Here is a 23,782-nt window from a genome sequence, read left to right as displayed (position 1 = left end):
TGTATGTAATATAAAAACAGAAAAATGCTTTGGATGTTTCTCCAAAGCGTTTTACTGAATTAGATAGTCTTGTTCATGAAAGCCAGGATTTCTTTCTAGCAACTCCTGACAATCCTCACAAATCGATTTAATATGCATATTTCCCTCTGGATCATAACTTACCATATCAAGTCGCTCTTCACCATTCAGCTTGTGAAGCCCTAATCTTTCAGACTCTAAAGTCGTTTGTTCGATGGTACCCATTGTATGTCCGCAGTGTCGGCAATGGTAATGAATGGCCATGCCTGTCCCTCCTAGTAAACAATTCATTAAGCTTAGTATTGACCTTTTAGGACAGACTTTATTCATTCATTACTTATATACGATATGTAATCCACGTAGCAATGATAACCGAAGATTTATTTTTTTCTATGATTATTGATTATACTGGTTCATTACCTGCAAGAAAGGGTCCTTTAGCCAATCTATGCATGCTTCCCCGCATTTTTTCACGATGAGGTTAATGGTTTCCTGCTCTTCCTTTGTAAATCTACTAAGAACATAGTCACTAATACTCATCCCATTTGTTGGTCTTCCAACTCCCACACGTATACGTTTAAACTCTTGTGTTCCTAGATGAGCGATGGAGGACTTTATACCATTATGACCACCAGCACTGCCTTTCTCTCTTAAACGTAGCTTCCCTACTGGTAAGTCAAGATCATCATATATCACAACGATATCTTCAATAGAAATATTAAAGTAATCCATTAACGGACGGATAGACTCTCCAGATAAATTCATGTAAGTTAATGGCTTTAATAGAAAAACTTTTTCCCCATTTACATAACCAACACCATATATTCCTTTAAATTTTGACTGATCAAGCTTAATGTTCCATTCATTGGATAAATGATCAATCACTTCAAACCCTATATTATGCCTTGTTTGATCAAACTGTTTTCCAGGGTTGCCTAAACCGATAAATAGTTTCATGTTTCACCTCTTACAACATCAAAAGGGGCTGGCCAAACAAATATGGTCAGTCCCTGTAGTGATTGCTTTGTTATCTTTAATTATTCGACAGCCTCTGTCTCTCTTCCTTCTAGGTTTTCAGGAATTCCTGGTTCTTGTTCTTCACCAGTACTAATTTCCTCTTCTTGTCTAGGAGGAAGAATCGACACGATCGTCTCTTCACCTTCGTTGTTAATATGGTAAGATGTACGTCCTTGAATATCCGCAATAGACATGGTCTCGCCAACTTGTAGATTGCTAACATCTACCTCAATAACCTGCGGAATATCTGCTGGTGTGGCTGTAATACTTACTTCATGTAAAGGCTGTTGGAGTACTCCACCATCTTTCACACCTGCAGCCTCACCTACAAGTGTAACACGAACATTTACTTGTATTTCTTTTGCCATATCCACAGCTAGAAAATCAGCGTGTAGTATTTCCTTCTTTATTGGATCCATTTGATAATCCGATAAAATGACATCGTATGTTTCTCCATCAAGATCAAGAGAAATCACACCATTTCTTCCCACTTCTCGAATCGTTTTCACGAAATCAATAGCATTGATATATAGCGCTTTGCTATCTACATTAGTGCCATAAACCACTGCTGGCACTTGGCCTTCGTGACGCATAATTGACAAAGTGGATTGACGGAAATCCTCACGTTCCTGTGCATGTAATTGGGTAGTCAAAATCGTTTTCTCCTTCCAATATTAAGGTCTCTTTATAAAAAATGCCCTTAAACAGGAGAGTCTAAACGTAGAATTTTTTAATTTAGCCTAAACAGATGAGGCTTGCACCAGTAGCAAGCCTCAGAATTTTATTAATCAAACAAAATACTTACAGATTGTTCTTCGTGTACACGAATAATAGCCTCTCCTAAAAGCTCAGCAACGGAAAGTTCCTTGATCTTCTTAGACGCTTTTTTCTCTTCAGATAACGCAATCGAGTTTGTTACAACAAGCTCTTTAATTTTTGAGTTTTCAATTCTTTCAATCGCAGGTCCAGATAGCACAGCATGTGTACAGCATGCGTACACTTCAGCAGCACCATTTTCAACAAGTGCATTGGCAGCAAGAGTAATCGTACCAGCTGTATCAATAATATCGTCGATTAATATAGCCGTCTTTCCTTCAATATTACCAACAATATTCATTACCTCAGCAACATTTGGTCTAGGTCGACGCTTATCTATGATCGCAATTGGTGCCTTAAGTCTTTCTGCCATTTTACGAGCTCTCGTTACCCCACCATGATCAGGTGACACAACTACGATATCCCCACTTAGATCCTTCTTGCTAAAGTATTGAGATAGAATTGGAACACCCATCAGGTGATCAATCGGAATATCAAAGAAACCTTGGATTTGTGGTGCATGTAGGTCCAATGTAATTACGCGAGTAGCTCCTGCAGTTTCAAGTAAATTAGCTGCTAGTTTAGCTGTAATTGGTTCACGAGCTCTAGCTTTTCGGTCTTGACGTGCATACCCATAATAAGGCATTACGATACCAATTGATTTGGCAGATGCTCTTTTAAGTGCATCAATCATAATCAATAACTCCATCAAATGCTCATTAACCGGTGAGCTAGTGGATTGGATAATAAACACATCACAACCACGGATACTTTCCTCGATATTAATTTGAATTTCTCCATCGCTAAAACGAGTAACCGAACATTTCCCTAACTCCACACCAATAACCTTTGCAATTTCTGCTGCTAAAGCAGGATTCGAATTAAGAGTAAACACCTTTAAATTTGGATCTAAATACTGATTTGACATGATGGACCTCCGATTGCTTATTTCTTTTTGCTATTTAATTTTGAAACATAATCTTCTTTGTTTACTTGTTTTGCTCTAGCTATAGCAAGCGCTTCTCCTGGAACATCGTGAGTGATGGTTGATCCAGCTGCTACATACGCTCCTTCTCCTACTCTAACTGGAGCTACAAGGTTTGAATTACAACCTATAAATACATTGTCTTCGATTTTTGTTAAGTACTTATTTTTCCCATCATAGTTCACCGTAATCGATCCACAACCAATGTTTACATTGCTACCAACTTCAGCATCTCCAATATAACTTAAATGGGAAGCCTTACTTCCTTTGCCAAATACAGCTTTCTTTATTTCAACAAAGTTTCCAATTTTCACATCATCATGAATATTCGATTGAGGTCTTATGTGCGCAAACGGACCAATGGCAACCTCACTACCAATTTCACTATCGTAAGCTGCTGACTGACGGATAGACGTTCCATTGCCTATTTTACAATTGTGGATTTCAGTTTGTGGACCAATAATACAATCCTCTCCAATAACAGTTCCACCAGCTAATATCGTTCCTGGGTAAAGAATGGTGTCTTGACCAATTTCTACATCCGGACCAATATATGTACTTGAAGGATCAATGATTGTAACACCGTTACGCATATGCCACTCATTCGTACGTTCTTTAAAGATTCGTTCCGCTTCAGCTAATGCTACTCGGTCATTAACACCCAATGTTTCTTCAAAATCTTCTGTTTGATATGCGGTTACTATTTCGCCAGCATTTTTTAGAATTTCAATAACATCTGGTAAATAGTACTCTCCTTGGACATTATCATTTGAAACCTTTGATAGGGCGTCAAAGAGGGCTTTATTATCAAAGCAATACGTTCCCGTATTAATCTCTTTTACTAAGCGTTCTTCATTCGTTGCATCTTTATGCTCAACAATTTTTTCAACCGATCCATCTTCATTTCTAATAATACGTCCATAGCCTGTCGGATCATTTGTCCATGCTGTTAAAATCGTTGCTTTAGCAGAAGTCTCTTCATGATGCTTAAACAATGCTTCCATCGTCGTTGCCTTAATTAATGGCGTGTCGCCACATACGACAATGGTAATACCTTCTTTATCCTTTAGTATATCCGTTGCTTGCATAACAGCATGTGCTGTTCCAAGCTGTTGTTCTTGAAGCACGTAGCTGCTCTCTTCACCCAGCTGTGCTTTTACAAGTTCCGCTCCGTGTCCAATAACCGTTACAATACTGTTTATATTAAGCTTTTTCACATGATCGATTACATGCTGCACCATAGGCTTACCACCAACAGGATGGAGAACTTTGTACAGTTTTGACTTCATTCTAGTTCCTTGACCTGCGGCTAATACTACCGCATACCGATTCGACATTTACAGGCCTCCAATATACCTTTTTATCCATTAAGAATATATCTTAAATACTCGTATTTTTCAAGAACAGATAAAAAACTGCATGATTTTAACATAAAAGAAGGTTTAACCATTTATTTTTATGGGTAGTAGTAGGTTGGAGAGAAAAAATGGATACAGATACATAAAAAAGAGCCTTACCCTTAGGAAGTAGGCCCTTGTTGTTTATTTTTTTTAGGAAGCACCAGCTTCTTCAAATTCAACTTCTAATTCACCTAAGCGGTGGTACTCAGCTAAAACTGCTTCTTGAATCTTCCCACGTGTACCTGAATTGATCGGATGAGCGATATCGCGGAACTCTCCATCTGGTGTGCGTTTACTAGGCATAGCAACGAATAATCCGTTATTTCCGTCTATCACGCGGATATCGTGAACAACAAACTCATTATCAAGCGTAATGGATGCGATTGCTCTCATACGTCCGTCTGTATTAACGCGGCGTAATCTTACGTCTGTTACTTCCATCCTGTTCACCACCTTTGCACAATTAGATATAATCTACGTTTAAATATTCAACAAATTTTTCATATCTCCTTCTTCTAATTCAATTTTTTTGAAAAATTAGTCAAAATTATGGACGAATTTGTAGTTTCTTAGAAAATATCTCCATAAAAAAACACTCGTCTTATTTGACGAGTGCAATTACTTCGATTTCTACTAATACATCCTTCGGCAATCTTGCTACTTCCACACAAGAACGAGCTGGTTTATGTACCGAAAAATATTCCCCATACACTTCATTTACTGCTGCAAATTCATCCATGTTTTTAATAAATACAGTTGCCTTTACTACTGTTTCTAAAGAAGCTCCTGCCTCTTTCAGGACGGCCTTTAAGTTTTTAAATACTTGATGCGTTTGTTCTTTTACATCTCCTTGTAGTAAATCACCCTCGGCTGTTAAAGGAATCTGACCAGAGCTAAAAAACATATTGTTTACCACGATGCCTTGAGAATACGGCCCGATAGCTGCAGGTGCTTGATTTGTTTGAACTACTTTCATACTAATTCCTCCTGTTTATGTAAAAAATAATTTCCTTCATTCACTTGGATTTGCTTTTCTTTTACATCTACATCCGAAAGCTTTACTAAGGATAAATAATCATCCACTAGTCTCTCTTCGATTTTTTCTGCTTCCACCAGTACGGCAATTCCAGCTAAATTAGCATTAAACTCATTCAACATACTAATCATTCCGTTAACCGTTCCGCCTGCTTTCATAAAATCATCAACAATTAAAACGTTAGCTCCTTGATCCATGCTACGTTTTGACAGAACCATCGTTTGAATTCTTCCTGTTGAGCCAGACACGTAGTTAATACTTACGGTTGAACCTTCCGTTACTTTATTATCTCTGCGCACGATAACAACCGGCACATTTAAATGACTTGCTACTGCATAAGCCAAAGGAATCCCCTTCGTTGCAACTGTCATAACAAGATCAATTTTTTCTTCTGTAAAAGCAGAAGCAAGCAAGCGACCAGCCTTTTGAACAATAGCTGGATCTCCTAATATATCTGTCATATAAAGATATCCACCTGGTAATAACCGATCAGGATCGGCTATCAGGCCGCATAATTCGTTAATAATTGGCCTTGCTTCCTCATCTGATACTTTTACGGTAAACTTTACACCACCTGATGCTCCAGGAACCGTTTTCAGCGTTCCAATTCCTCTCTTCTCAAAAGTCTCTTTTATGATAGCTAAATCTTCACTTATGGATGATTTAGCGGAACCATACCTTTCTGAAAAGAAAGAAAGTGAAACTAATTGCTGGGGGTGCTCAAGCAAATAATTCGTCATATCTACTAACCTTTCGCTTCGACGAAACTTCATAATAGACCTCCCATATCCGAATGTTTTAACGATAATATACCATTAATGTACGGATTTAATCAAGGGTATGGCGTTCTCCTAGCATACGTACAGCAAAAACCTGGTCACAAAATCCTCTCAGCCCATTGTACAATCGGTGCATTCTTGAATCATGGTGAACAAGGGCAAAAACAGTTGGACCACTTCCACTCATCAAGACCGCATCTGCACCAAATCGTTGCATTTGATCCTTGATTTGAGCAACCTCTGGATAGAGCTTCAGAGTGACATCCTCTAACACATTTCCAACATTGCCACAAACACCTTCGAAGCTTCCTTCCTTAATCGCCTCGACCATTGCAGGAAGGTTTGGATGACTTATTCCACTTAATTCAAGCCTTCTGTACACATCTGCTGTTGAAACACCGATAAAGGGCTTTGCTAAAACTACCCAACAAGTAGGAGGTGGAGGAAGTTGTGTAATCTTTTCTCCACGTCCTTTTGCTAACGCTGTTCCACCGTAAACACAAAAAGACACATCCGACCCAATCTCAGAACCTAACTCTGCAAGCTCGTCCAATGTTAAGTTCAGTTTCCAAAGCTTGTTTAATCCTCTTAAAGTTGCCGCTGCATCACTGCTTCCACCAGCTAAACCTGCCGCAACAGGGATATTTTTCTCAATAGAAATATGAACCCCAGCTTTCACTTGAAATCTTTCTTTCAATAGCTTTGCTGCTTGAAAGGCTAGATTTCTTTGATCGTCCGGAACAAACCGATTTTGAGAATTAATTCGAATGGTATCCTCTTCTAAAAAGGTTAATTCGACTCGATCAGCAAGGTCTATCGTTGTCATGATCATTTCTACTTCATGAAACCCATCCGATCGTTTATGTAATACGTCTAACGATAAATTGATTTTTGCAGGAGCTTTTATTAGAAGCTTCAACATCTCCACCTACTTTAAACATTCTCTCTAGTCCATTTTTGTCCTATTTTACCACAAAACGATAAAAGTAAGACCTCTCCACACAAAAAAGCCAGAGAATCAGTTTTCTCCGGCTTCTGTCGCAATGAATTCGAATTGTTAGTTAACTCTCGCATGAAGTAAAAAGGTTGCTGCTTTTAGCGCTTTTCCGTTAACTGCATTTGCGCTATTTCAATCGCACGCTTGACCATGTTGCCAGCATCTTTTGCTTTAATGCCGCCCCAACCCTCTTTTTGAACGACATCATAGAACCCTAGCTCCTTCGCTAGTTCCTCTTTAAACCCTTCTGACATCATCCCTCTTCTTCTGCTCACGATTAACATCCCCTTTCTTCATCACGACACTCTTATTATGTTGAAGTGGTTAGAAATTCATTAGCTTTTAGAGAAAATTTGATTAAATTTATGTATAGTTTTTAAAAGAAAATATAAAATAAAAAACAAATTAAAAAGCAGCAAACCAAAGTTCACTGCTTACACGATAAGGACAACCTTAACTTAGTGCCATTTGTCCTGTTGTATCTTCATAGAAGGTAATTTGAACCGTCTGTGTTAAAACGTCTGCATAGCTGTACGATACACGTTCGAAAGCATTTTCTTCTTGATCTAACTCAATTACAAACACAGATGGATACGTTTCTGCAAGAATTCCGTATCTTTCAATAGTCTTTCTTCGACCACCATTGGCCTTGAGCAAAAGTCTTTTTCCTAAATTTGAATCAAGAGCTTTTTTAATATCAACCAAAGTTTTTGCCATTCGGTCCACCTCACTATGTAAAGTATAACACATTTACACTGTATAGTCAAACAAAATAATAAATTATAACAGTGTTTAAAAATAAAAGTCAATATTTTTTGTTCAGCATTTTCTTCTAATTTTCAACATTTTTAGGATTACCTATTTATTTTGAAATATGTACCGAATTTTGAAACAAAAAAACACCGTTCAATTTTGGTACCTTAGATGCGCAAACATAATAAATTAAAACATAAGCGGAGTTTTTTCCGTTAGACTCCATAATAGAGTTTAGTTCGGGGGATATAAGCGGAGTTTTTCCGATTAAACAAAGCAAAATTATTCATTTTCAAGTTTTTCGAGTCAATAGTCGGAATCCTTCCGTCTATTTTAGCTATATTCAGTGCATTTTCCTAATTAAGAGAAATTTCTCCGCTTATTTATCAAACTCTGAGTTTCGGGCGCATTGTCAAAAAGGAGTAGAGATAGTTCCATCTCTAATCCTTTTTGACTGTGGAGTTTATGTGATTTGCCGTTTTGCACTTCACAAGTAAACCTATTATAATTTCAAACCGAATCTCATTCATGATTGCCTTTGTTATAAGGCATACCAGTTCGTAGTACGCCTTTTGTTTCGATTCCTCCGAGTCCTTTTTCTCCCGTTAACGTATTTCTTAATACATCCCATACGTTAATTCTCTCCATAAACGGAGTAAAGGAAATTTTAGCTACAATATAGACAGGGTCAAGGGCGTGTATGTTAACTCTTGAAGGGGAACTTGCAAAGTTAGCACCTGCTTGAATCAATGATTCAAAATGGGACTGACAGGCTCCTGCAAATATGACCAGCTGGTCGAGATGAGGGAACTTCTTTCTGGCCTCTCTTACTGTTTGAACAAAGTGCTTTGAATGCCGATATGCATTGATATCCGTAGGTTTCCCCTTGGACTTTGAATAGGCATCATGCCCTGTTATAACGAGGATATCTGGACGATAGTAATCGATCAATGCCCCTATTTTATTAGGCATTTCTTTTTCGTTTACATGTATGCCTGTTACTGGTACTCCTATTTTTTCATACAAAGTTAAGCACTTTTGCAAATAGGAAGGATCACCATCAAGATGTAACACTTTGCCTGGCACTTGAAAATAATTAAACGGCTTACTATAACCTTCAGTTACCTCAAACTCCTGTTTAAACTGCAAAAGGTCTACATCCTGCCGAAAAAGCTGGTAAGATTGTTCCTCTAGTGTTTGATACTCCGAAGCTACTTTTGATCGGGTGTTTTGATCAATCATGACCAAATCTTCATAGGGTGCATCAGCAATTAGTCGAAAATCCTCCCCATATAATATAGCAAGCTTCTTTCCCTTTTCTTCTCGTATATCTATAACCCGAAAGATAATATCACAATTATACGAAACTCTCCCAACGACATCCAAAAGGTTGATCGTCAATGTAGTCACTCCAATTAGCCCAAAAAAAACAGAGCATTCAAATAGAATAATTCTTAATTATCCTATGCACGTAGCTTAAAAGTCGTGATATATAGAAAAGCGGAAGCGCCTTGTTTAGCCCCGACAAGCATAAGACGAATCGCGCAGGAAGGCCTGCCTTCTGTAGTGATTTGGCTTATGACCTAGGAATAATAGATTTAAATTATTCCATCGAGGGGCTAGGCGCTGGAGCTAGACAGAGTTCAAAATAAATAACGTAATTTCCATTTAAAAAGACCCTCAGTGGGGTCTTTTTAAGCAAAATGGTCGAGCAAAGCATCGCTAAGTTGAGCAAACTCAGCAATCGACAATGTCTCTCCTCTTCTAGAAGGCTCAATTTCAGCTTTTTCAAGCGCCTGCAATATCTTGTCCTTTTTAATCTTTCCGTCGGGTAGTTGGCTTGTTAAGTTGTTTAAAATCGTTTTCCTACGCTGAGCGAAGCTAGCTCTTGTTACTTGAAAGAAAAAGTCTTCATTTCGAACTTTAACTACAGGCTCTTGCCTAACGGTTAATCGAATAACCGCAGAATCCACATTTGGTTGAGGCATGAAGACAGTTTTCGGTACAACCATCACCGTCTCCGCTTCCGTATAATATTGGACAGCAATTGAAAGAGAGCCATATTCCTTCCCACCAGGTTTCGCAGCAATTCGGTCGGCTACTTCTTTCTGAAGCATACAAACAATCCCTCTAATTGGGAGTTTCTCCTCTAATAACTTCATAATAATCGGAGTGGTTACGTAGTATGGTAGATTGGCTACAACCATGATGTCTTCTATGCCTTCGAACTGCTCCCCAATTACTTCCTTTACATTTGCTTTTAACACATCTTCATGAATAATCGTTGTGTTCGGATAGGGAGCTAGTGTCTCTTTTAGAATCGGTAGCAATCGCTGGTCAATTTCAAACGCAACCACCTTTTCACTATTTCTTGCTAACTGTTCTGTCAATGCCCCAATCCCTGGCCCAATTTCAATGGCTCCGGACTGTTCGGTTAAATTAGCGTGATCAACAATTCTTTTTAAAATATTGGTATCAATCAAGAAGTTTTGACCTAAGCTTTTTTTGAAAGAAAAACCAAACTTCTTTAGTATTTCCTGTGTCCTTACAGGGGTAGCGATATCTTTATTCATCTGTTTCCTCCTGAAAAATAACGGCTAGTGCTTTAGAGAACTCTGTTTTACTTATTTGAAACATCAGTAGTCGCTTATAAAGTTGCTTTCCATTTGTATACCCAATCGAAAGGAGTTGACCGAGCTTCTCTCGCCTCTCCTTTGCCTTTGGCCCACCGATTAGACCTGCTGTTAGCAAATCCTCTTGAGTAATCTGTACTTCTACTTCTTCCTTCATAAGGTGAGCATGGCGAAGAGCCTTTCGAATCTCTTCTACTGAAGCGTGTTCAACACCAACACCCTTCCCTCGTTTATGTAGCGCATTCTCCTTTGGGATAAAGGCATGCTTGCAATTTGGTACATGCTCAGCGATTGTTTGTCTTATTTTTTGACCAGGATAGTCTGGATCAGTAAAAACAATAACTCCCCTTGTCTGTTGGGCCCTTCTTATCCTATTGATGGTATCCTCATTTAACGCAGAACCATTTGTTTCGATTGTATCAGCATCTACAGCCCTTTGAATGGCTGTCGTATCGTCTTTACCTTCCACAACGATAATTTCCTGTATCTTCATAAACTCCTCCCAATACACATACCATTAAATAAACAGTCTTTCTGAAAAAAAATTAAAATAATTGAAATAAAAATGAAACATTCTTGCTACTTAATTCGTCTATATAGTATAAACCAATTGTAATGAAAAGCGGACAAAAACACAAAAAAGCAGAGGGCAGCCCCCCTGCATAAATGAATTAGTTAAGAATTTTAATTTTAACCGTTTTACGACCCCAACGATAGGCATCTGCTTTCGACGCAAAAAACACATCGATTTTATTTCCCTTAATTGCTGTCCCTTTATCGGAAGCAACTGCATAGCCGTAGCCTTCTACATACACCTTTGTTCCTAGTGGAATAACACTTGGGTCGACGGCAATAACTTTCGCTCCTGGATTAGCATGAAGGTTTAATCCCGTTGCCGTAATGCCAGAGCAGCCATTACAACTTGCTGTATAAGCAGTGGACGTAACAAAAAACTCCTTGCTAACACTATCACTACCACGTGATACGGTTTGGGTACTAACCTTTGTTCCTACCGCTACAACCTTATCTTGCTTCTCTTTAACCTGTGTTTCGTTTAGAAGTGTTCTAGAGACTTCTTTTCCATTCTCTAATACTACCTCATACTCCTTTGTCTTCAATCCTTCTTGACCCGGAGTTACTACCTTTTCTGTGCCTTTTGATAGATTACTATCATTTTTTGTAACAACTGCAAAATGAATCGGTTCTTCCACTACATCGGTGACTTTTTCAACCCTAATGATGCTAACAACAGCATCTTTCTGAATAACTGAGTCTTTTTCAGGCTCTACACGGTCTAGTTCTCCTAGAGTGATTCCTTGTTGTAGTAAAAAGTCAGCGACCGTAGTCGAAGTAGTAGTCCATGCTTCTTCTTCTGTACCACCGTTATTTAACTTGAATGGAAACGCAATGTTTACTTCAATGTTCATATCCTTCTTGATTGCAGTGTCTAAATCAGGTGTAACCTTATCGTGCTCAGTAAGTGTAATTTCTTGTTCCTTTAGGAACTCTTCTACAGTATCCGCTGTAGACCAAACTGCTTTTTTCTCGGTGTCTTTTACCATTTGGACCTGTTTAGCAGGTTTATAAACAACTTCTAAGTTGTCTTTAACCTTTGTGTTTGCCGAGGGAAACACATAGTCTTCTGAACGAAGAGCGATGTCAAGTTCGTCGAAAATATCTTCAATTGTGGCTGCGTGTGTCTTGATGATACGTTCTTGGCCATCCATTGTCATGGTAACAGTTTCCTTGGTGGATTCATAAACCGTAAATCCAGTAGCTGTTGTCAAAACTATGAAACTAGCAGAGATTATGGCCCACTTCTTTGTCCTCAAAGACCTAGAAAACAGGTTTTTCATGTTTTGGATCACGATGAAAAACGCCCCCTTTTCTCTCGGAGTGATTATATAAAGTATCTTAGCGCCTGTCAACCCTCAGGATTTTCCTCTGAACGTATTCCCTATTATGACTAATAGAGTTCAAAAAAGAAAGAGAGAGTTGTCGACATGGTTATCCTATGAGAGAAAGGAGACATGTAGAACTTTTTAGAAAAAGAAAAGATTTGGACAAGCTTTTATTTTATTCGACAGGTTTCCTTATCACTTTATGCCGAATAATATTTTTGCATTTTCTGTTGTAACCTGTGAAACTTCCTCGTAGCTAAGACCCTTTAGTTCAGCAATTTGTTCTGCCACTAACTTCACATAACTTGGTTCATTTCTTTTCCCTCTATATGGATGTGGGGCAAGATACGGGCAATCTGTTTCGATTAAAAGCTTATTTAACGGAATCTCTTGTGCCACTTCTTTCGGCTTTTTCGCATTTTTAAAAGTAACCGGTCCACCTAGGGATATATAGAAGTTCATTTCCACACATTCCTTTGCGACCTCCACACTTCCACTAAAACAATGCATAATGCCCCCTACCTCAGCAGCTTTTTCTTCTTTTAAAATTGTAACAATATCCGCTGTTGCCTCTCGGTTGTGAATGACAATCGGCAGTTTCAGCTTTTTAGCTAACTGTATTTGTTTTCTAAATACATCTTGTTGTACGTCTTTTGGTGACTTATCCCAGTAATAATCAAGTCCCATTTCCCCAATAGCTACAACTTTAGGATGTTTCGCAAGCTCTTCAATCCACACCAAGTCTTCATCACGCATATCAATCGCATCAACAGGATGCCATCCAATACTTGCATAGATAAAATCATATTCTTCAATTAATTCCATTGCTTTTAAAATGGTTGGTCGATCGAATCCTACAACCACCATATTTTGGACACCTTCCATCCTTGCTCGGTCAATTACCTCATTTAAATCTTCTGAAAATTGTTCTGCGTTTAAATGCACATGCGTATCAAATAACATTTATTTCCTCCAATATTATTTTTCTGTTACATATATATTATTTGTTTCTCAACTATTAAATCTCTTAATCCCACTCACCGGTTCCTTATTTTAACAGAAAGATAAGAAAAACATAGGAATGAGCCATGTGTATTGTTACACGTGAAACATTTCTATGTTTTATCTTAGTATGACTTTATTCCTTATTTTACTTTTGCTCCTATCGGAAGAGAGTCACTCACTGTGGCTAATGACATAATTCCATCCTTTTGACCTGCAAGAATCATTCCCTGGGACAATTCACCACGTAATTTCACCGGCTTTAAATTCGTAACACAAATGACTCTTTGTCCAACTAAATCTTCTGGTTTATAAAATTGAGCAATTCCGGAAACTACCTGCCTACGCTCAAAACCAAGATCTAACTGTAGCTTTAACAGCTTATCCGCTTTTTTAATCGGCTCTGCTTCTACTACTTGTGCTACTCGTAAATCAACCTTCATAAAGTCATCAATCGTGATTTCCTCAACCTCTGGAATTTCTTCTGCTTTGGGTTCTTCTACAGCAGGCTTCACAGAAGATTGCATTTTTTCTTTAATAAAAGATACCTCTTCTTGAATATCAAGTCGCGGAAAAATAGGTTCACCTTTCTCCACCTTTGTACCTTCTGGAATCATCCCGAATTTTTCGAGACTTTCCCAGGACTGAAGACTACTTTCTATAATAGAAAGCTGTTTAAATATTGCTTTTGGTGTCATTGTTAGGAATGGCTGAAGCAGTATAGCCACTCGTCTAAGTGTTTCAGCTAAATGAACCATAACACTTGCTAACTCATCTTTTTTCTCCTCGTCTTTTGCTAAAGCCCAAGGTGATGTTTCATCAATAAATTTATTAGTTCGGCTAACTAACTGCCAAAGTGCTGTTAGAGCAACTGAAAACTCCATCTTCTCCATTGCTTCTTCATACTTTTTCACAGTTTCCTCATTTACTTGAAGTAGCTGTCCTTCGAATTCTCCCTTTGAACCTTGGTACATTGGAATCGTTCCATCAAAATACTTATTGATCATAGCAACTGTACGATTCAATAGGTTCCCTAAATCATTCGCTAAATCAAAGTTAATTCTTTCAACAAACCCTTCAGGTGTAAACACCCCATCTGCTCCAAATGGAACTTCTCTTAGTAAATAGTAACGAAGGGAATCAAGTCCATAACGGTCAATTAATGTAACTGGATCTACCACATTGCCTTTAGACTTAGACATTTTCCCATCTTTCATAAGAAGCCAACCGTGAGCGAACACTTTTTTAGGAAGTGGAAGATCTAACGCCATGAGCATAATTGGCCAATAGATGGTATGGAATCGAACAATCTCCTTCCCAACTAAATGTACGTCCGCTGGCCAATAGGTTTCATATTTAGAAGCATTCTCGGTGCCGTAGCCTAAAGCAGTAATATAATTGGACAAAGCGTCAATCCATACATAAATAACATGCTTAGGATTACCTGGTACCTTAACACCCCAGTCAAACGTCGTTCTCGATACGGCAAGATCCTCTAATCCTGGTTTAATAAAGTTATTAATCATCTCATTCTTACGAGACTCAGGTTGGATGAACCCAGGGTTTTCTTCATAATATTGCAACAGGCGATCCGCATACTTACTTACTTTAAAGAAGTAAGATTCTTCTTTCACCTTTTCTACAGGTCTACCACAGTCTGGACAGTTCCCTTCATTAAGTTGTCTTTCAGTAAAGAAAGATTCACATGGAGTACAGTACATACCTTCATATTGATCAAGATAAATATCCCCTTGTTCAAGAAGTTGAGAAAATATCTTCTCAACCACCATTTTATGTCTGTCTTGTGTCGTTCGAATAAAATCATCATACGAAATATCAAGCTTCTTCCAAAGTTCCTGAATTCCAGCGACAATATCATCAACGTATGCTTGAGGAGTAATTCCTTGTTCCTCTGCCTTGCGTTGAATTTTCTGACCATGTTCGTCTGTACCCGTTAAATACATTACATCAAACCCACGTAACCTCTTATAACGAGCCATCGCATCTCCAGCTACCGTTGTATATGCATGTCCAATATGTAAGTTTCCACTAGGATAATAAATTGGTGTTGTTAAATAAAATGACTTTCTTTTCTCACCCAAATCACTCACTCCTCATCCGATTATCATTCTGAATCGAGTCACTTCTTATACTCGTCAGCATAACCTCTTATCTCATCAAAATATACCTAATTATGAAGAAATGTGCAATATAATCAACTATTTAGCCTTTCCCACTTACCCCTACCATTTATACCTACTTTCATGTAACAACGTTTGTTGGTTCTTGTCGAATGATGTATTAAATTACAAGCATTTGTCGACATACGTTTTTTCATTATTTCTTATAAAAAACTTAAAAAACATCCTAACATACCTTAAGAACGTTGATGTACCAACGTTCTTTTACTTCTAATATTTTCTAATTTAATCAGATATAAAGTTATTGACGTTTTTGGGAATGGCTGGTATTATAAAAACATAAAAGAAATTTGTCGAATAATGACGAATAAGAGATAGAAAAAATAAATAAAATGGTGATTTGAGAGGAGCTAAAAAATATGAAATCTACTGGTATTGTTCGTAAAGTTGATGAGCTTGGTCGTGTAGTTATTCCTATTGAATTAAGACGTACACTTGGTATTGCAGAAAAGGATGCATTAGAAATTTACGTTGACGATGAGCGTATCATCCTTAAAAAATACAAGCCAAACATGACTTGCCAAGTAACTGGTGAAGTTTCTGATGATAATATCACACTAGCAGGCGGAAAGTTAATTCTTAGCCGTGAAGGTGCAGAACAACTACTTCAAGAAATCCAAAACAACTTTCAAGTATCTAAATAATTTCAACAAAAAGCTTCTCAGATAAAGAGAAGCTTTTTTTATTCTTGAATATGATAAGCCTGATACACTTCACGCTTCTGTAAATGTCGATCCTTTGCAACTTCCTTTATAGCTTCTTTAGATGATTGTCCTTTAACAGAAATATAATGCTCTACATGATCGAGAATAGATAAACTCTCCCACCAGCTTTCTTCTACTGCTGCTTCTTCCTTGTTTCCTTCTATTATTAAACAAAATTCTCCACGCACTTCTCCATGATTGGCCCATTCCACCAATTCAGAGGTAGTCCCTCTAATGAATTCCTCAAACTTTTTTGTTAATTCTCTACATATGGTCATCTGTCGGTTTCCTAAAATTTCCTCGATTTGCTGAAGTGTTTCTTTCAACCGATGTGGTGACTCATAAAAGATCATTGTCGCTTGTTGATTTTTTAGTAATTCCAACTCTTTTTTTCTATCCTTTTTCTGTCTTGATAAAAATCCATAAAAGTAAAAGGGCTGTGTTTGTATACCTGATGCTATAAGCGAAGTTAATGCCGCATTAGCTCCTGGTAAAGGGACAACTGCAATCTGTTCATGGGTTGCTTCCACTACCAGTTCATAACCAGGATCTGAAATGGTTGGCATTCCTGCATCACTAACAAGAGCAATCTTTGCTCCTCCCTTTAGCTTTTCGATTAATTTTGCTCCACTTACCATCCGGTTATGCTCATGGTAACTAACAATTGGTGTATCTATTTCAAAGTGATTACATAGCCTTTTTGTATTTCTAGTGTCTTCTGCTGCTATGAAATCTGCCTCTTTCATCATTCTAACGGCCCTAAAACTCATATCCTCTAAATTCCCAATGGGAGTAGGAACCAAATATAGAATCCCTTTATTCTCCTCATTTTCAAAGCTTTTTTGTCCCCACATGTAGACCACCCACTTCCGCTTTTCCTTCATTTTCTCCATACAATATTTCTTTCATTTCATCAGTATATTCGTTGTTGTCACGGTAGACAAACATGGGAGGAAGTACTTTTAAATCTGGGCTTCCGTCCTTGATTGCCTCCACTAATAATATATTGGCTTCTTTTCCAACCTTTGGATAAACAAACTGTACTCGCTTAGGTTCTAAACGGTATTGTCTCATTAAAGTCACGATATCTAACAGTCGTCCTGGGCGATGAACAAATGCGACCTTTCCACCTTGGCGAACAAGCTGACTAGATACAGAAATGGCATCTTCTAGAGAACATAGGATTTCGTGTCTGGCAATCGCTAAATGCTCATTCTCATTTCTCTCTTCTTTTCCATCAGTTAAAAAGTAAGGAGGATTGCATGTAACTGCATCAAATTTCCCATGACCAAGACGCTTTGGCATTTCCTTAATATCTCCATGGATCATCTCAATTTGCTGATCAAGGTGATTATAATGAACACTTCTTACCGCCATATCGTATAGACGTTCCTGTATTTCTACTCCCGTTATTTTCCCCTTTGTTCTTGTACTTAAAAATAGGGGAATCACTCCATTTCCACTACATAAATCAATGACATTTCCTTTTTGGATAGGCATATAAGCGAATCTTGCTAATAATACAGCATCTAGAGAGAATGAAAAAACTGTTGGACTTTGGATAATCCGAAGGTCCTCAGCTAATAAATAATCTAATCGTTCGTCGCCTTTTAACATATCGTTTTGTCCTCCTACCTCAATTCCTTTATTCTCCGAAAAAAAGGCCCCCTTGTCAAAGGAGACCCTCTTATTTTTTATTTAAAAAGGATAAGCAGAACAAACAGTCATCCTTTCTAGGACTTCCAAAGTGAAGATTACAGATATGAAATCCTTCTTGATAAAGGCGAGCAAGGTTATCATATCCTTCACCTATATCAACAATTTTTTCGTTCTGAGTCTCCTCTGCTTTTTTACCTTTTTTGCTTTTACTTACTTTTGGTTGCTGTTGCCTCTCGATGGATGTTCGATCAAGGTGTTTCCTTAAGTGCTCATTCTCTAGCTTTAAGGAGTTATTTTCTTCAAGCGTTTCAGCTAAATGTTTCTTTAACTCACCTAATTGCTTATATAGATGCCCAATTTGTGCTTCCATATTGCTTACTGAATCAAAAATTTCTTTTTTATTCACGCCTTCCACCTCATTAATCTGTGGATTGAATCTATACAGCGCCTTCCTTTAATATTTCATCGAGAGTATATTCGAGGACACGCTCATGATCAGCCAGTTCAACCTGGAGTACTCTTTCCAGTATATTTAACCCTACTACACGACCAGGACCTTGTGGTGTAGTGATGACTTGACCTAAATCAGGTAGTAGCTCTTTTGCAGACTCATATTCATCATTTTCGTATTTTAAACAACACATAAGACGTCCGCATAACCCTGAGATTTTTGTTGGGTTTAATGAGAGATTTTGATCTTTTGCCATTTTTATAGATACCGGATCAAAATCACCTAGAAAGCTTGAACAGCATAGCATTCTACCACACGGACCAATACCGCCAAGCATTTTTGCTTCATCTCTAACACCAATTTGACGAAGTTCAATTCTTGTACGGAATATAGCCGCTAAGTCTTTTACAAGCTCACGGAAGTCAACCCGACCATCAGCTGTAAAATAAAAAATCACTTTATTTCGGTCAAATGTATATTCAACATCCACTAGTTTCATATCCAGTTGATGTGTAGATACTTTTTCACAGCAAACATCGTATGCTTCCTTTGCCGCAAAACGATTTTCTTCAACAATTAAACGATCCTTTTGATCAGCAATTCTAAGGACTTTCTTAAGAGGAAGCACAACATCATGCTCATCAACCTGTTTCGGAGCAATGACCACCTTGCCATACTCGACTCCTCTTACTGTTTCAACAATAACAAATTCATCCTTTTGAATTGAGAGATCACCGGGATCAAAATAATATATTTTACCCGCTTTTTTAAAGCGTACTCCAACTACATTATACAAATGAAGATCCCTCCTGCAATCGTAACACCAGCTCTTCCATTAGGAGCTGGGGATTCATATTGGCTTGCAGCTTTCTTTTTGCCTCCAATATATTAGACAATCCATCTGCAACTTGCCTTCCTGAAGCATGGAGAGCATATTGCTGCAGACGGGTCATTTCACTGACATAAACGACTTGATTTGATTTCTCAAGCTGTAAATATAGTAAATCTTTATATAATAGAAGAAGTAAGTCTAAACCTTGATCAAACTGTTCTTTTTCTTTAAAGTGTAAAAACCATTCCTCTTGAAGCAACACCAAAGCTTCGAGTGAGTTCTTTTTTAGCACTTCATATAATTTTAACACTATTTTTTGAGCTTGTGCAAACCAATCGTTATGACTTAGCTCCAAAGCCTCATCTAAATTATTGGTAAGTTGGGCAATTATAGGAGCTTTTGTTCTTTCTACCCCATGTTCATCCAATTTTTTTATTAATATAGCAGGAGAGAAGGGCTGGAATTTAATAATCTGACAACGAGACAATATAGTAGGGAGCATTTTCTGAGATCCCTCGGTTAATAAAATAGCTGTTGTCTCTGAATGCGGCTCTTCTAAAAACTTTAGCAAACTATTGGCTGCATTCCCTGTCATTCTATCCGCATGCACAATAATGTACATTTTTTTCTTTGATTCCACGCCTGTTTTGGAGAATTCCTCTTGTAAATCTTGAATTTGCTTTTTCTTTATCGAAAGCCCATCTGGCTCTAACAAATGGAGATCTGGGTGATTACCGCTAGTAATCCTTTTACAATTACTACATGAATCACATGGGATATAGTTGTCGATAGGACTTGAGCAGAAAAGGCTTTTAGCTAATAAATAACTAGCTTCTTTTTTTCCGATTCCTCTCATACCTTCGAACAGATAGGCATGAGCTAACCTGTCCTTTTGTATACTGTTTTTTAATAGCTTCCCAACCATTGGCTGCACTTGATCCATCTCATCCCAAGTTTTAAGCATCGTCTCACTCACTTACGTATATAAATTAATTAAAAGACCTTTTATTTCACCTATTTTACCTAACAAATCAATAGAGTTTTCTTCCTTTTCAAGTACTCCCTCGGTTAACTCCACTAACTTTTCATCGATCGTCTCAACAATTTTCAACGATCTTCCTTGTCCGTACTGATTCCAGCTATGTGACTGCTTTAAGTCCATGCCAAAATCAACTGCTTCCTTCACAAACCTTTTGACTAATGTCTTATACTTTGAAAGGTCTTTGAATGTTCTTGACCTCGATAATCTTTCACCCGCACTTTCAATATCCTTTAGGAGGTTTTGAAGTTGGCCGATTTGCATTTTTTGATCCTGTTTTTGGACGAGCTCATTAAATTTTAAACTAGTGTTTGTCGCTGCCTTTTGTTCGGATCGAATCTTATCTGTATTTAAACGAATATCCTGATTAATCTTCATAGATGACCTCGCTATTAAAAGTGATGGAACTGCTCAACAGGTAAAACAAAAACTGTGGCTCCTCCTACTTCTACCTCCACTGGAAATGGAACATAGGAATCTGCATTCCCTCCCATTGGAGAAACAGGAGCCACCATCTGGTCTCTTGATTTACAATTATCCTTTATAATCTGCAAGGCTTTCTCTACACGTATATCTTCCGTTCCAATCATAAAGGTAGTATTCCCCGATTTCAAGAATCCTCCTGTAGTAGCAAGTTTTGTTGCCCGAAAATTATTATCAACTAAAGCATTGGATAACCGGTTACTATCTTGATCCTGCACGACTGCTAAAATTAATTTCATATCATCCACCCCTTAGCGGTATAATATATTCTGAATTATTACCTTTATTATAACAGGTAATTAGCGTTGTACCATGCTCTAACCTATAATCTAAAATAGGAAATTCAAGGATTACTTTACTAAAAAAATAAAGTGCCTTAACTTGTAAGACACTTTCCCTCTTATTTTTTATCTAACACTTCTAATAAGTTATTTAAAGCCTGCTGAAAAACATGTTCTACAGACTGTGATGCATCAATCATTATGATTCTATCCTTATACCGCTCTAGCAGGAGATAATATCCTTCTCTCACTTTTTCATGAAAATGAAGTTCTTCCAAATCAAGTCTATTTACTTCTCTTCCTTTATGTTGGCCAATTCGGTTCAAACCAATTTCAGGATCAATATCAAAATAAAAAGTAGTATCTGGCATCCTTCCTTCAATGGCAAAGTGATTAATGCTATATACTTCATCTATCCCTAGTCCCCTTGCATACCCTTGATATGCTAATGAACTATCAATAAATCGATCACATAAAACGATAGATCCTTCTTGTAAATGCGGCAATACCTTTTCAACTAAATGCTGACGTCTTGCTGCTGCATATAGTAATGCTTCTGTTCGCGCATCCATGGCTGTATTTTCTTTATTCAAAATTACTTCCCGAATTTGCTCAGCAATCGGAATGCCGCCTGGTTCCCTCGTTACTATAACCTTCATACCTCGTTCGATTAGTGCGGTTGCTAGCATTCCAATAATGGTTGTTTTCCCAGCACCTTCTGGACCCTCTATTGTAATAAATAAACCCTTACTCATAATACCCTCCAACTAATTCACTTGTTTCTAATGATAAAATACCTTTAAGTTGTGATTCTTTATATTTTCTCCACCTTGAAATCTCGATCCAGCCTCTAATAAGTTGTGTATCTGCAAAATATCTTCACTTTTTATTAATTCCCCTGGTAATATTAACGGTATACCAGGAGGATAAGGAATAATACTCTCTGCACATACTCGTCCACTTGCCTCTGATAAAGGAATAATTTCTACTTTCTTTTTTTGCTGTTCCTTATATGACATTTGTAAAGTTGAAATAGAAGTTCCTTTAGTTAACTTCCGTAAGTTCCTTTCAGAGGTTTCTTCATCCCCAATTCCTTTTTTTATTGTACACCATACTTCCTCTATAGGATAGAAATCTCCTCTTTTTAAGAGTGGGAAAATAAAAAGTACATTATGCTCATCTGCTAACTCTGTAAAAATTCCAAACTCCTCTAATTTTGACTGCAGGTCAAAACCAGTTAAAGATGTTCTTGATTGTATCGTTACTTTTAAAGGATCTCCTTCACCTTTATAAGTGAGAAGCTTAATGGATGGAATCCCATTCAATTTTTCTCTAAACTGAGAGATCATTTGAAGAGTATATTGTAAGTCTTCTTCCTCATATGTTGCAATATACTTTCTAGCAAGGTCAAGAGAAGCCATAATTGGATAAGATGGACTACTAGATTGTAACATACGGAGAAACAGCTTTAACTTACCCAAGTCAACCCTTTCACTATTGTAATGCAAGTAGGATCCCATGGTCATTGCTGGCAATGTCTTATGTGCAGATTGTACGACCACATCTGCACCTAGTTCTGTAGCACTCATTGGAAACCCCTTGTTTCTTTTAAAATGGGCGCCATGTGCTTCATCCACTAAAACCATAATGTTGTGTTCATGGCAAAAAGTAATAATCTCCTTTAGGTTAGTTACCATTCCATAATAGTTGGGATATGTAACAATTAGTGCTTTAACCTGAGGATAGTCCTTTACTGCTTCTTTAATGCTATTTAATGTTATTCCTCCGGCTACTTGCCAGTCTGTGTCAAACTCCGGTGTTATAAATATGGGGTTTGCATTGGCCAAGCTCAGTCCGTTCATGATTGATTTATGACAATTCCTTTGAACAAGAACGTCATCTCCTTCACCTACAGCTGAAAGGATCATAGCCAAATTTCCACCCGTTGAACCATTTATAAGAAAAAAACTTTTTTTCACCTCATAATAATCAGCCAACAAAGTTTCTGCTTCAAGAATGGCCTCACTAGGAGAATGTAAATCATCCAAACCTGATAGTTCGGTTACATCGACAGTCAAAATATTTTGGTATACCGGATGAGCTTCTTTTAAAAACACCTCTCCATTTTTATGCCCTGGGACATGATAGGAAATTGCTTTTTTATTTTTATGTTGGATTAATGCATCATATAGTGGGGTGTGTTTTTGATTCACATGACATCCCTCTTATCTTTTTCGAGTATCATACTTGTCTATTTTAACAAACTAGTCCTTTTTATTCTTATTTATTTTTTAAAAGTACTCATGTAGACATACAACGATTTACTTATCATACATAAAATAGTATTCAACCAATCTATCGAAAAGATTATTCGAAAAATTGTATACAAATAGTGGATCTTGGTAACAATAGGTGTATGGAGGTGGAGTTATTTTGGAACCGATTATGGCTATAAAACAGCTGGGGGAAATTTGTGTTGTTTGTGAGCAGTCCAAACCGAAAGGAATACATCTATACACTTCATTTATTTGCGTGGAATGTGAACGAAGTTTAGTGGCTACGCCAACAACAGACCCAAAATATAAATATTATATATCAAAACTTAGAAAAATTAATATGCCCGAGATTTTCTCCTAATATATGAACTAGTGAAAAGTACCTTGATAGGTGCTTTTTTATCTAATTATGAATAAACAAAAAAAGCACCCATTCAGGTGCTTTTTTCTTTGCCTAGCGACGTCCTACTCTCACAGAGGGAAACCCTCAACTACCATCGGCGCTGAAAAGCTTAACTT

General features: G+C 37.5%; 28 protein-coding genes. 2 read left to right on the top strand and 26 right to left on the bottom strand.

From position 1 onward, the window contains the following. Positions 1-51: 51 nt before the first annotated feature. The 17 genes from fin to metG all read right to left on the bottom strand — a co-directional run bounded on the left by fin (position 52) and on the right by metG (position 15,439). Complete coding sequence (gene fin, locus ACQ5H4_RS22325; RefSeq protein WP_430777085.1) at positions 52-282, bottom strand: anti-sigma-F factor Fin; 231 nt, start codon at positions 280-282, stop codon at positions 52-54. A 132-nt stretch (positions 283-414) separates the two neighbouring features. Continuing rightward, on the bottom strand, positions 415-975 hold the full coding sequence (gene pth, locus ACQ5H4_RS22320; protein WP_430777084.1) for an aminoacyl-tRNA hydrolase: 561 nt from the start codon (positions 973-975) through the stop codon (positions 415-417). 80 nt (positions 976-1,055) lie between these two features. After that, the gene (locus ACQ5H4_RS22315) at positions 1,056-1,688 is read right to left on the bottom strand and encodes a 50S ribosomal protein L25/general stress protein Ctc (protein ID WP_430777083.1); all 633 of its coding nucleotides are present in this window, start codon (positions 1,686-1,688) and stop codon (positions 1,056-1,058) included. Positions 1,689-1,819: 131 nt separating this feature from the next. After that, the gene (locus tag ACQ5H4_RS22310; RefSeq protein ID WP_160548422.1) at positions 1,820-2,779 is read right to left on the bottom strand and encodes a ribose-phosphate diphosphokinase; all 960 of its coding nucleotides are present in this window, start codon (positions 2,777-2,779) and stop codon (positions 1,820-1,822) included. 17 nt (positions 2,780-2,796) lie between these two features. Continuing rightward, complete coding sequence (glmU, locus tag ACQ5H4_RS22305) at positions 2,797-4,173, bottom strand: bifunctional UDP-N-acetylglucosamine diphosphorylase/glucosamine-1-phosphate N-acetyltransferase GlmU (RefSeq protein ID WP_430777082.1); 1,377 nt, start codon at positions 4,171-4,173, stop codon at positions 2,797-2,799. 213 nt (positions 4,174-4,386) lie between these two features. Then, a complete protein-coding gene (gene spoVG, locus ACQ5H4_RS22300; protein WP_003347151.1) occupies positions 4,387-4,677 on the bottom strand; it encodes a septation regulator SpoVG in 291 nt (96 codons plus the stop codon). Positions 4,678-4,837: 160 nt separating this feature from the next. Next, positions 4,838-5,212, bottom strand: coding sequence for a RidA family protein (locus ACQ5H4_RS22295; RefSeq protein WP_430777081.1), 375 nt, complete (start codon positions 5,210-5,212; stop codon positions 4,838-4,840). After that, complete coding sequence (gene purR, locus ACQ5H4_RS22290; protein ID WP_430777080.1) at positions 5,209-6,045, bottom strand: pur operon repressor; 837 nt, start codon at positions 6,043-6,045, stop codon at positions 5,209-5,211. Before purR ends, ACQ5H4_RS22295 begins: the two co-directional genes overlap by 4 nt. 55 nt (positions 6,046-6,100) lie before the next feature. Continuing rightward, positions 6,101-6,970: a 4-(cytidine 5'-diphospho)-2-C-methyl-D-erythritol kinase gene (gene ispE / locus ACQ5H4_RS22285; RefSeq protein ID WP_430777079.1), complete on the bottom strand. Its 870-nt coding sequence runs from the start codon at positions 6,968-6,970 to the stop codon at positions 6,101-6,103. Between the two features lie 176 nt (positions 6,971-7,146). Beyond that, positions 7,147-7,323, bottom strand: coding sequence for a small, acid-soluble spore protein, alpha/beta type (locus tag ACQ5H4_RS22280; protein WP_430777078.1), 177 nt, complete (start codon positions 7,321-7,323; stop codon positions 7,147-7,149). A 178-nt stretch (positions 7,324-7,501) separates the two neighbouring features. Next, positions 7,502-7,765 (bottom strand): biofilm formation stimulator Veg, encoded by a 264-nt coding sequence (gene veg / locus ACQ5H4_RS22275; RefSeq protein WP_430777077.1) that lies wholly within the window; start codon positions 7,763-7,765, stop codon positions 7,502-7,504. Positions 7,766-8,323: 558 nt separating this feature from the next. Then, entirely contained in the window at positions 8,324-9,202 is an 879-nt protein-coding gene (gene yabG, locus ACQ5H4_RS22270) for a sporulation peptidase YabG (RefSeq protein ID WP_430777076.1), read from the bottom strand. A 293-nt stretch (positions 9,203-9,495) separates the two neighbouring features. Beyond that, positions 9,496-10,374 (bottom strand): 16S rRNA (adenine(1518)-N(6)/adenine(1519)-N(6))-dimethyltransferase RsmA, encoded by an 879-nt coding sequence (gene rsmA, locus ACQ5H4_RS22265; protein WP_430777075.1) that lies wholly within the window; start codon positions 10,372-10,374, stop codon positions 9,496-9,498. After that, positions 10,367-10,927, bottom strand: coding sequence for a ribonuclease M5 (gene rnmV, locus ACQ5H4_RS22260; protein WP_430777074.1), 561 nt, complete (start codon positions 10,925-10,927; stop codon positions 10,367-10,369). The genes rsmA and rnmV overlap by 8 nt, the downstream gene beginning before the upstream one ends. Positions 10,928-11,105: 178 nt before the next feature. Then, complete coding sequence (locus ACQ5H4_RS22255) at positions 11,106-12,290, bottom strand: resuscitation-promoting factor (protein WP_430777113.1); 1,185 nt, start codon at positions 12,288-12,290, stop codon at positions 11,106-11,108. Positions 12,291-12,530: 240 nt separating this feature from the next. Continuing rightward, positions 12,531-13,298 (bottom strand): TatD family hydrolase, encoded by a 768-nt coding sequence (locus tag ACQ5H4_RS22250; RefSeq protein ID WP_430777073.1) that lies wholly within the window; start codon positions 13,296-13,298, stop codon positions 12,531-12,533. A gap of 182 nt (positions 13,299-13,480) precedes the next feature. Next, positions 13,481-15,439, bottom strand: a complete 1,959-nt coding sequence (gene metG, locus ACQ5H4_RS22245; RefSeq protein ID WP_430777072.1) for a methionine--tRNA ligase — start codon at positions 15,437-15,439, stop codon at positions 13,481-13,483. Positions 15,440-15,897: 458 nt separating this feature from the next. Here metG and abrB point away from each other — a divergent pair, with 458 nt between their 5' ends. Next, positions 15,898-16,182: a transition state genes transcriptional regulator AbrB gene (gene abrB, locus ACQ5H4_RS22240; RefSeq protein ID WP_066059282.1), complete on the top strand. Its 285-nt coding sequence runs from the start codon at positions 15,898-15,900 to the stop codon at positions 16,180-16,182. 38 nt (positions 16,183-16,220) lie between these two features. On the opposite strand, the gene rsmI is transcribed toward abrB, so the two are convergent. The 9 genes from rsmI to ACQ5H4_RS22195 form a co-directional block, all read right to left on the bottom strand. Next, entirely contained in the window at positions 16,221-17,096 is an 876-nt protein-coding gene (gene rsmI, locus ACQ5H4_RS22235) for a 16S rRNA (cytidine(1402)-2'-O)-methyltransferase (RefSeq protein WP_430777071.1), read from the bottom strand. After that, positions 17,074-17,859 carry a tRNA1(Val) (adenine(37)-N6)-methyltransferase gene (locus ACQ5H4_RS22230; RefSeq protein WP_430777070.1) on the bottom strand — a complete coding sequence of 262 codons (786 nt, stop codon included), beginning with the start codon at positions 17,857-17,859 and terminating at the stop codon, positions 17,074-17,076. Before ACQ5H4_RS22230 ends, rsmI begins: the two co-directional genes overlap by 23 nt. A 70-nt stretch (positions 17,860-17,929) precedes the next feature. After that, positions 17,930-18,307, bottom strand: a complete 378-nt coding sequence (gene yabA / locus ACQ5H4_RS22225; RefSeq protein ID WP_119706197.1) for a DNA replication initiation control protein YabA — start codon at positions 18,305-18,307, stop codon at positions 17,930-17,932. Positions 18,308-18,338: 31 nt separating this feature from the next. After that, positions 18,339-19,148, bottom strand: a complete 810-nt coding sequence (gene ricT / locus ACQ5H4_RS22220; protein ID WP_160549850.1) for a competence/sporulation regulator complex protein RicT — start codon at positions 19,146-19,148, stop codon at positions 18,339-18,341. After that, the gene (gene holB, locus ACQ5H4_RS22215; protein ID WP_430777068.1) at positions 19,141-20,148 is read right to left on the bottom strand and encodes a DNA polymerase III subunit delta'; all 1,008 of its coding nucleotides are present in this window, start codon (positions 20,146-20,148) and stop codon (positions 19,141-19,143) included. The genes ricT and holB overlap by 8 nt, the downstream gene beginning before the upstream one ends. 12 nt (positions 20,149-20,160) lie before the next feature. Next, complete coding sequence (locus tag ACQ5H4_RS22210; protein ID WP_430777067.1) at positions 20,161-20,601, bottom strand: YaaR family protein; 441 nt, start codon at positions 20,599-20,601, stop codon at positions 20,161-20,163. 14 nt (positions 20,602-20,615) lie between these two features. Continuing rightward, positions 20,616-20,945: a cyclic-di-AMP receptor gene (locus ACQ5H4_RS22205; RefSeq protein WP_119706193.1), complete on the bottom strand. Its 330-nt coding sequence runs from the start codon at positions 20,943-20,945 to the stop codon at positions 20,616-20,618. Positions 20,946-21,106: 161 nt separating this feature from the next. Further along, positions 21,107-21,742 (bottom strand): dTMP kinase, encoded by a 636-nt coding sequence (gene tmk, locus ACQ5H4_RS22200; protein WP_430777066.1) that lies wholly within the window; start codon positions 21,740-21,742, stop codon positions 21,107-21,109. Between the two features lie 27 nt (positions 21,743-21,769). Next, complete coding sequence (locus ACQ5H4_RS22195) at positions 21,770-23,200, bottom strand: aminotransferase class I/II-fold pyridoxal phosphate-dependent enzyme (RefSeq protein WP_430777065.1); 1,431 nt, start codon at positions 23,198-23,200, stop codon at positions 21,770-21,772. Between the two features lie 232 nt (positions 23,201-23,432). Here ACQ5H4_RS22195 and ACQ5H4_RS22190 point away from each other — a divergent pair, with 232 nt between their 5' ends. Continuing rightward, positions 23,433-23,624 carry a sigma factor G inhibitor Gin gene (locus ACQ5H4_RS22190; RefSeq protein ID WP_430777111.1) on the top strand — a complete coding sequence of 64 codons (192 nt, stop codon included), beginning with the start codon at positions 23,433-23,435 and terminating at the stop codon, positions 23,622-23,624. Positions 23,625-23,782: the final 158 nt, after the last annotated feature.

Origin of the sequence: Bacillus coreaensis (assembly GCF_050586445.1) — a bacterium.
GTDB lineage: Bacteria > Bacillota > Bacilli > Bacillales > Cytobacillaceae > Robertmurraya_A > Robertmurraya_A coreaensis.
This window is presented reverse-complemented; position numbering and strand designations above follow the sequence as displayed.

What these genes read in the sequence shown, in the direction of transcription:
- ACQ5H4_RS22250 (WP_430777073.1), bottom strand. Translation starts at nt 13,298, where the DNA reads ATGTTATTTGATACGCATGTGCATTTAAACGCAGAACAATTTTCAGAA.
- pth (WP_430777084.1), bottom strand. Translation starts at nt 975, where the DNA reads ATGAAACTATTTATCGGTTTAGGCAACCCTGGAAAACAGTTTGATCAA.
- tmk (WP_430777066.1), bottom strand. Translation starts at nt 21,742, where the DNA reads ATGAGTAAGGGTTTATTTATTACAATAGAGGGTCCAGAAGGTGCTGGG.
- rnmV (WP_430777074.1), bottom strand. Translation starts at nt 10,927, where the DNA reads ATGAAGATACAGGAAATTATCGTTGTGGAAGGTAAAGACGATACGACA.
- abrB (WP_066059282.1), top strand. Translation starts at nt 15,898, where the DNA reads ATGAAATCTACTGGTATTGTTCGTAAAGTTGATGAGCTTGGTCGTGTA.
- ACQ5H4_RS22295 (WP_430777081.1), bottom strand. Translation starts at nt 5,212, where the DNA reads ATGAAAGTAGTTCAAACAAATCAAGCACCTGCAGCTATCGGGCCGTAT.
- holB (WP_430777068.1), bottom strand. Translation starts at nt 20,148, where the DNA reads ATGCTTAAAACTTGGGATGAGATGGATCAAGTGCAGCCAATGGTTGGG.
- spoVG (WP_003347151.1), bottom strand. Translation starts at nt 4,677, where the DNA reads ATGGAAGTAACAGACGTAAGATTACGCCGCGTTAATACAGACGGACGT.
- rsmA (WP_430777075.1), bottom strand. Translation starts at nt 10,374, where the DNA reads ATGAATAAAGATATCGCTACCCCTGTAAGGACACAGGAAATACTAAAG.
- veg (WP_430777077.1), bottom strand. Translation starts at nt 7,765, where the DNA reads ATGGCAAAAACTTTGGTTGATATTAAAAAAGCTCTTGATTCAAATTTA.
- ACQ5H4_RS22230 (WP_430777070.1), bottom strand. Translation starts at nt 17,859, where the DNA reads ATGTTAAAAGGCGACGAACGATTAGATTATTTATTAGCTGAGGACCTT.
- ACQ5H4_RS22210 (WP_430777067.1), bottom strand. Translation starts at nt 20,601, where the DNA reads ATGAAGATTAATCAGGATATTCGTTTAAATACAGATAAGATTCGATCC.
- ACQ5H4_RS22255 (WP_430777113.1), bottom strand. Translation starts at nt 12,290, where the DNA reads ATGAAAAACCTGTTTTCTAGGTCTTTGAGGACAAAGAAGTGGGCCATA.
- glmU (WP_430777082.1), bottom strand. Translation starts at nt 4,173, where the DNA reads ATGTCGAATCGGTATGCGGTAGTATTAGCCGCAGGTCAAGGAACTAGA.
- ACQ5H4_RS22205 (WP_119706193.1), bottom strand. Translation starts at nt 20,945, where the DNA reads ATGAAATTAATTTTAGCAGTCGTGCAGGATCAAGATAGTAACCGGTTA.
- rsmI (WP_430777071.1), bottom strand. Translation starts at nt 17,096, where the DNA reads ATGTGGGGACAAAAAAGCTTTGAAAATGAGGAGAATAAAGGGATTCTA.
- ACQ5H4_RS22190 (WP_430777111.1), top strand. Translation starts at nt 23,433, where the DNA reads ATGGCTATAAAACAGCTGGGGGAAATTTGTGTTGTTTGTGAGCAGTCC.
- fin (WP_430777085.1), bottom strand. Translation starts at nt 282, where the DNA reads ATGGCCATTCATTACCATTGCCGACACTGCGGACATACAATGGGTACC.
- purR (WP_430777080.1), bottom strand. Translation starts at nt 6,045, where the DNA reads ATGAAGTTTCGTCGAAGCGAAAGGTTAGTAGATATGACGAATTATTTG.
- ACQ5H4_RS22310 (WP_160548422.1), bottom strand. Translation starts at nt 2,779, where the DNA reads ATGTCAAATCAGTATTTAGATCCAAATTTAAAGGTGTTTACTCTTAAT.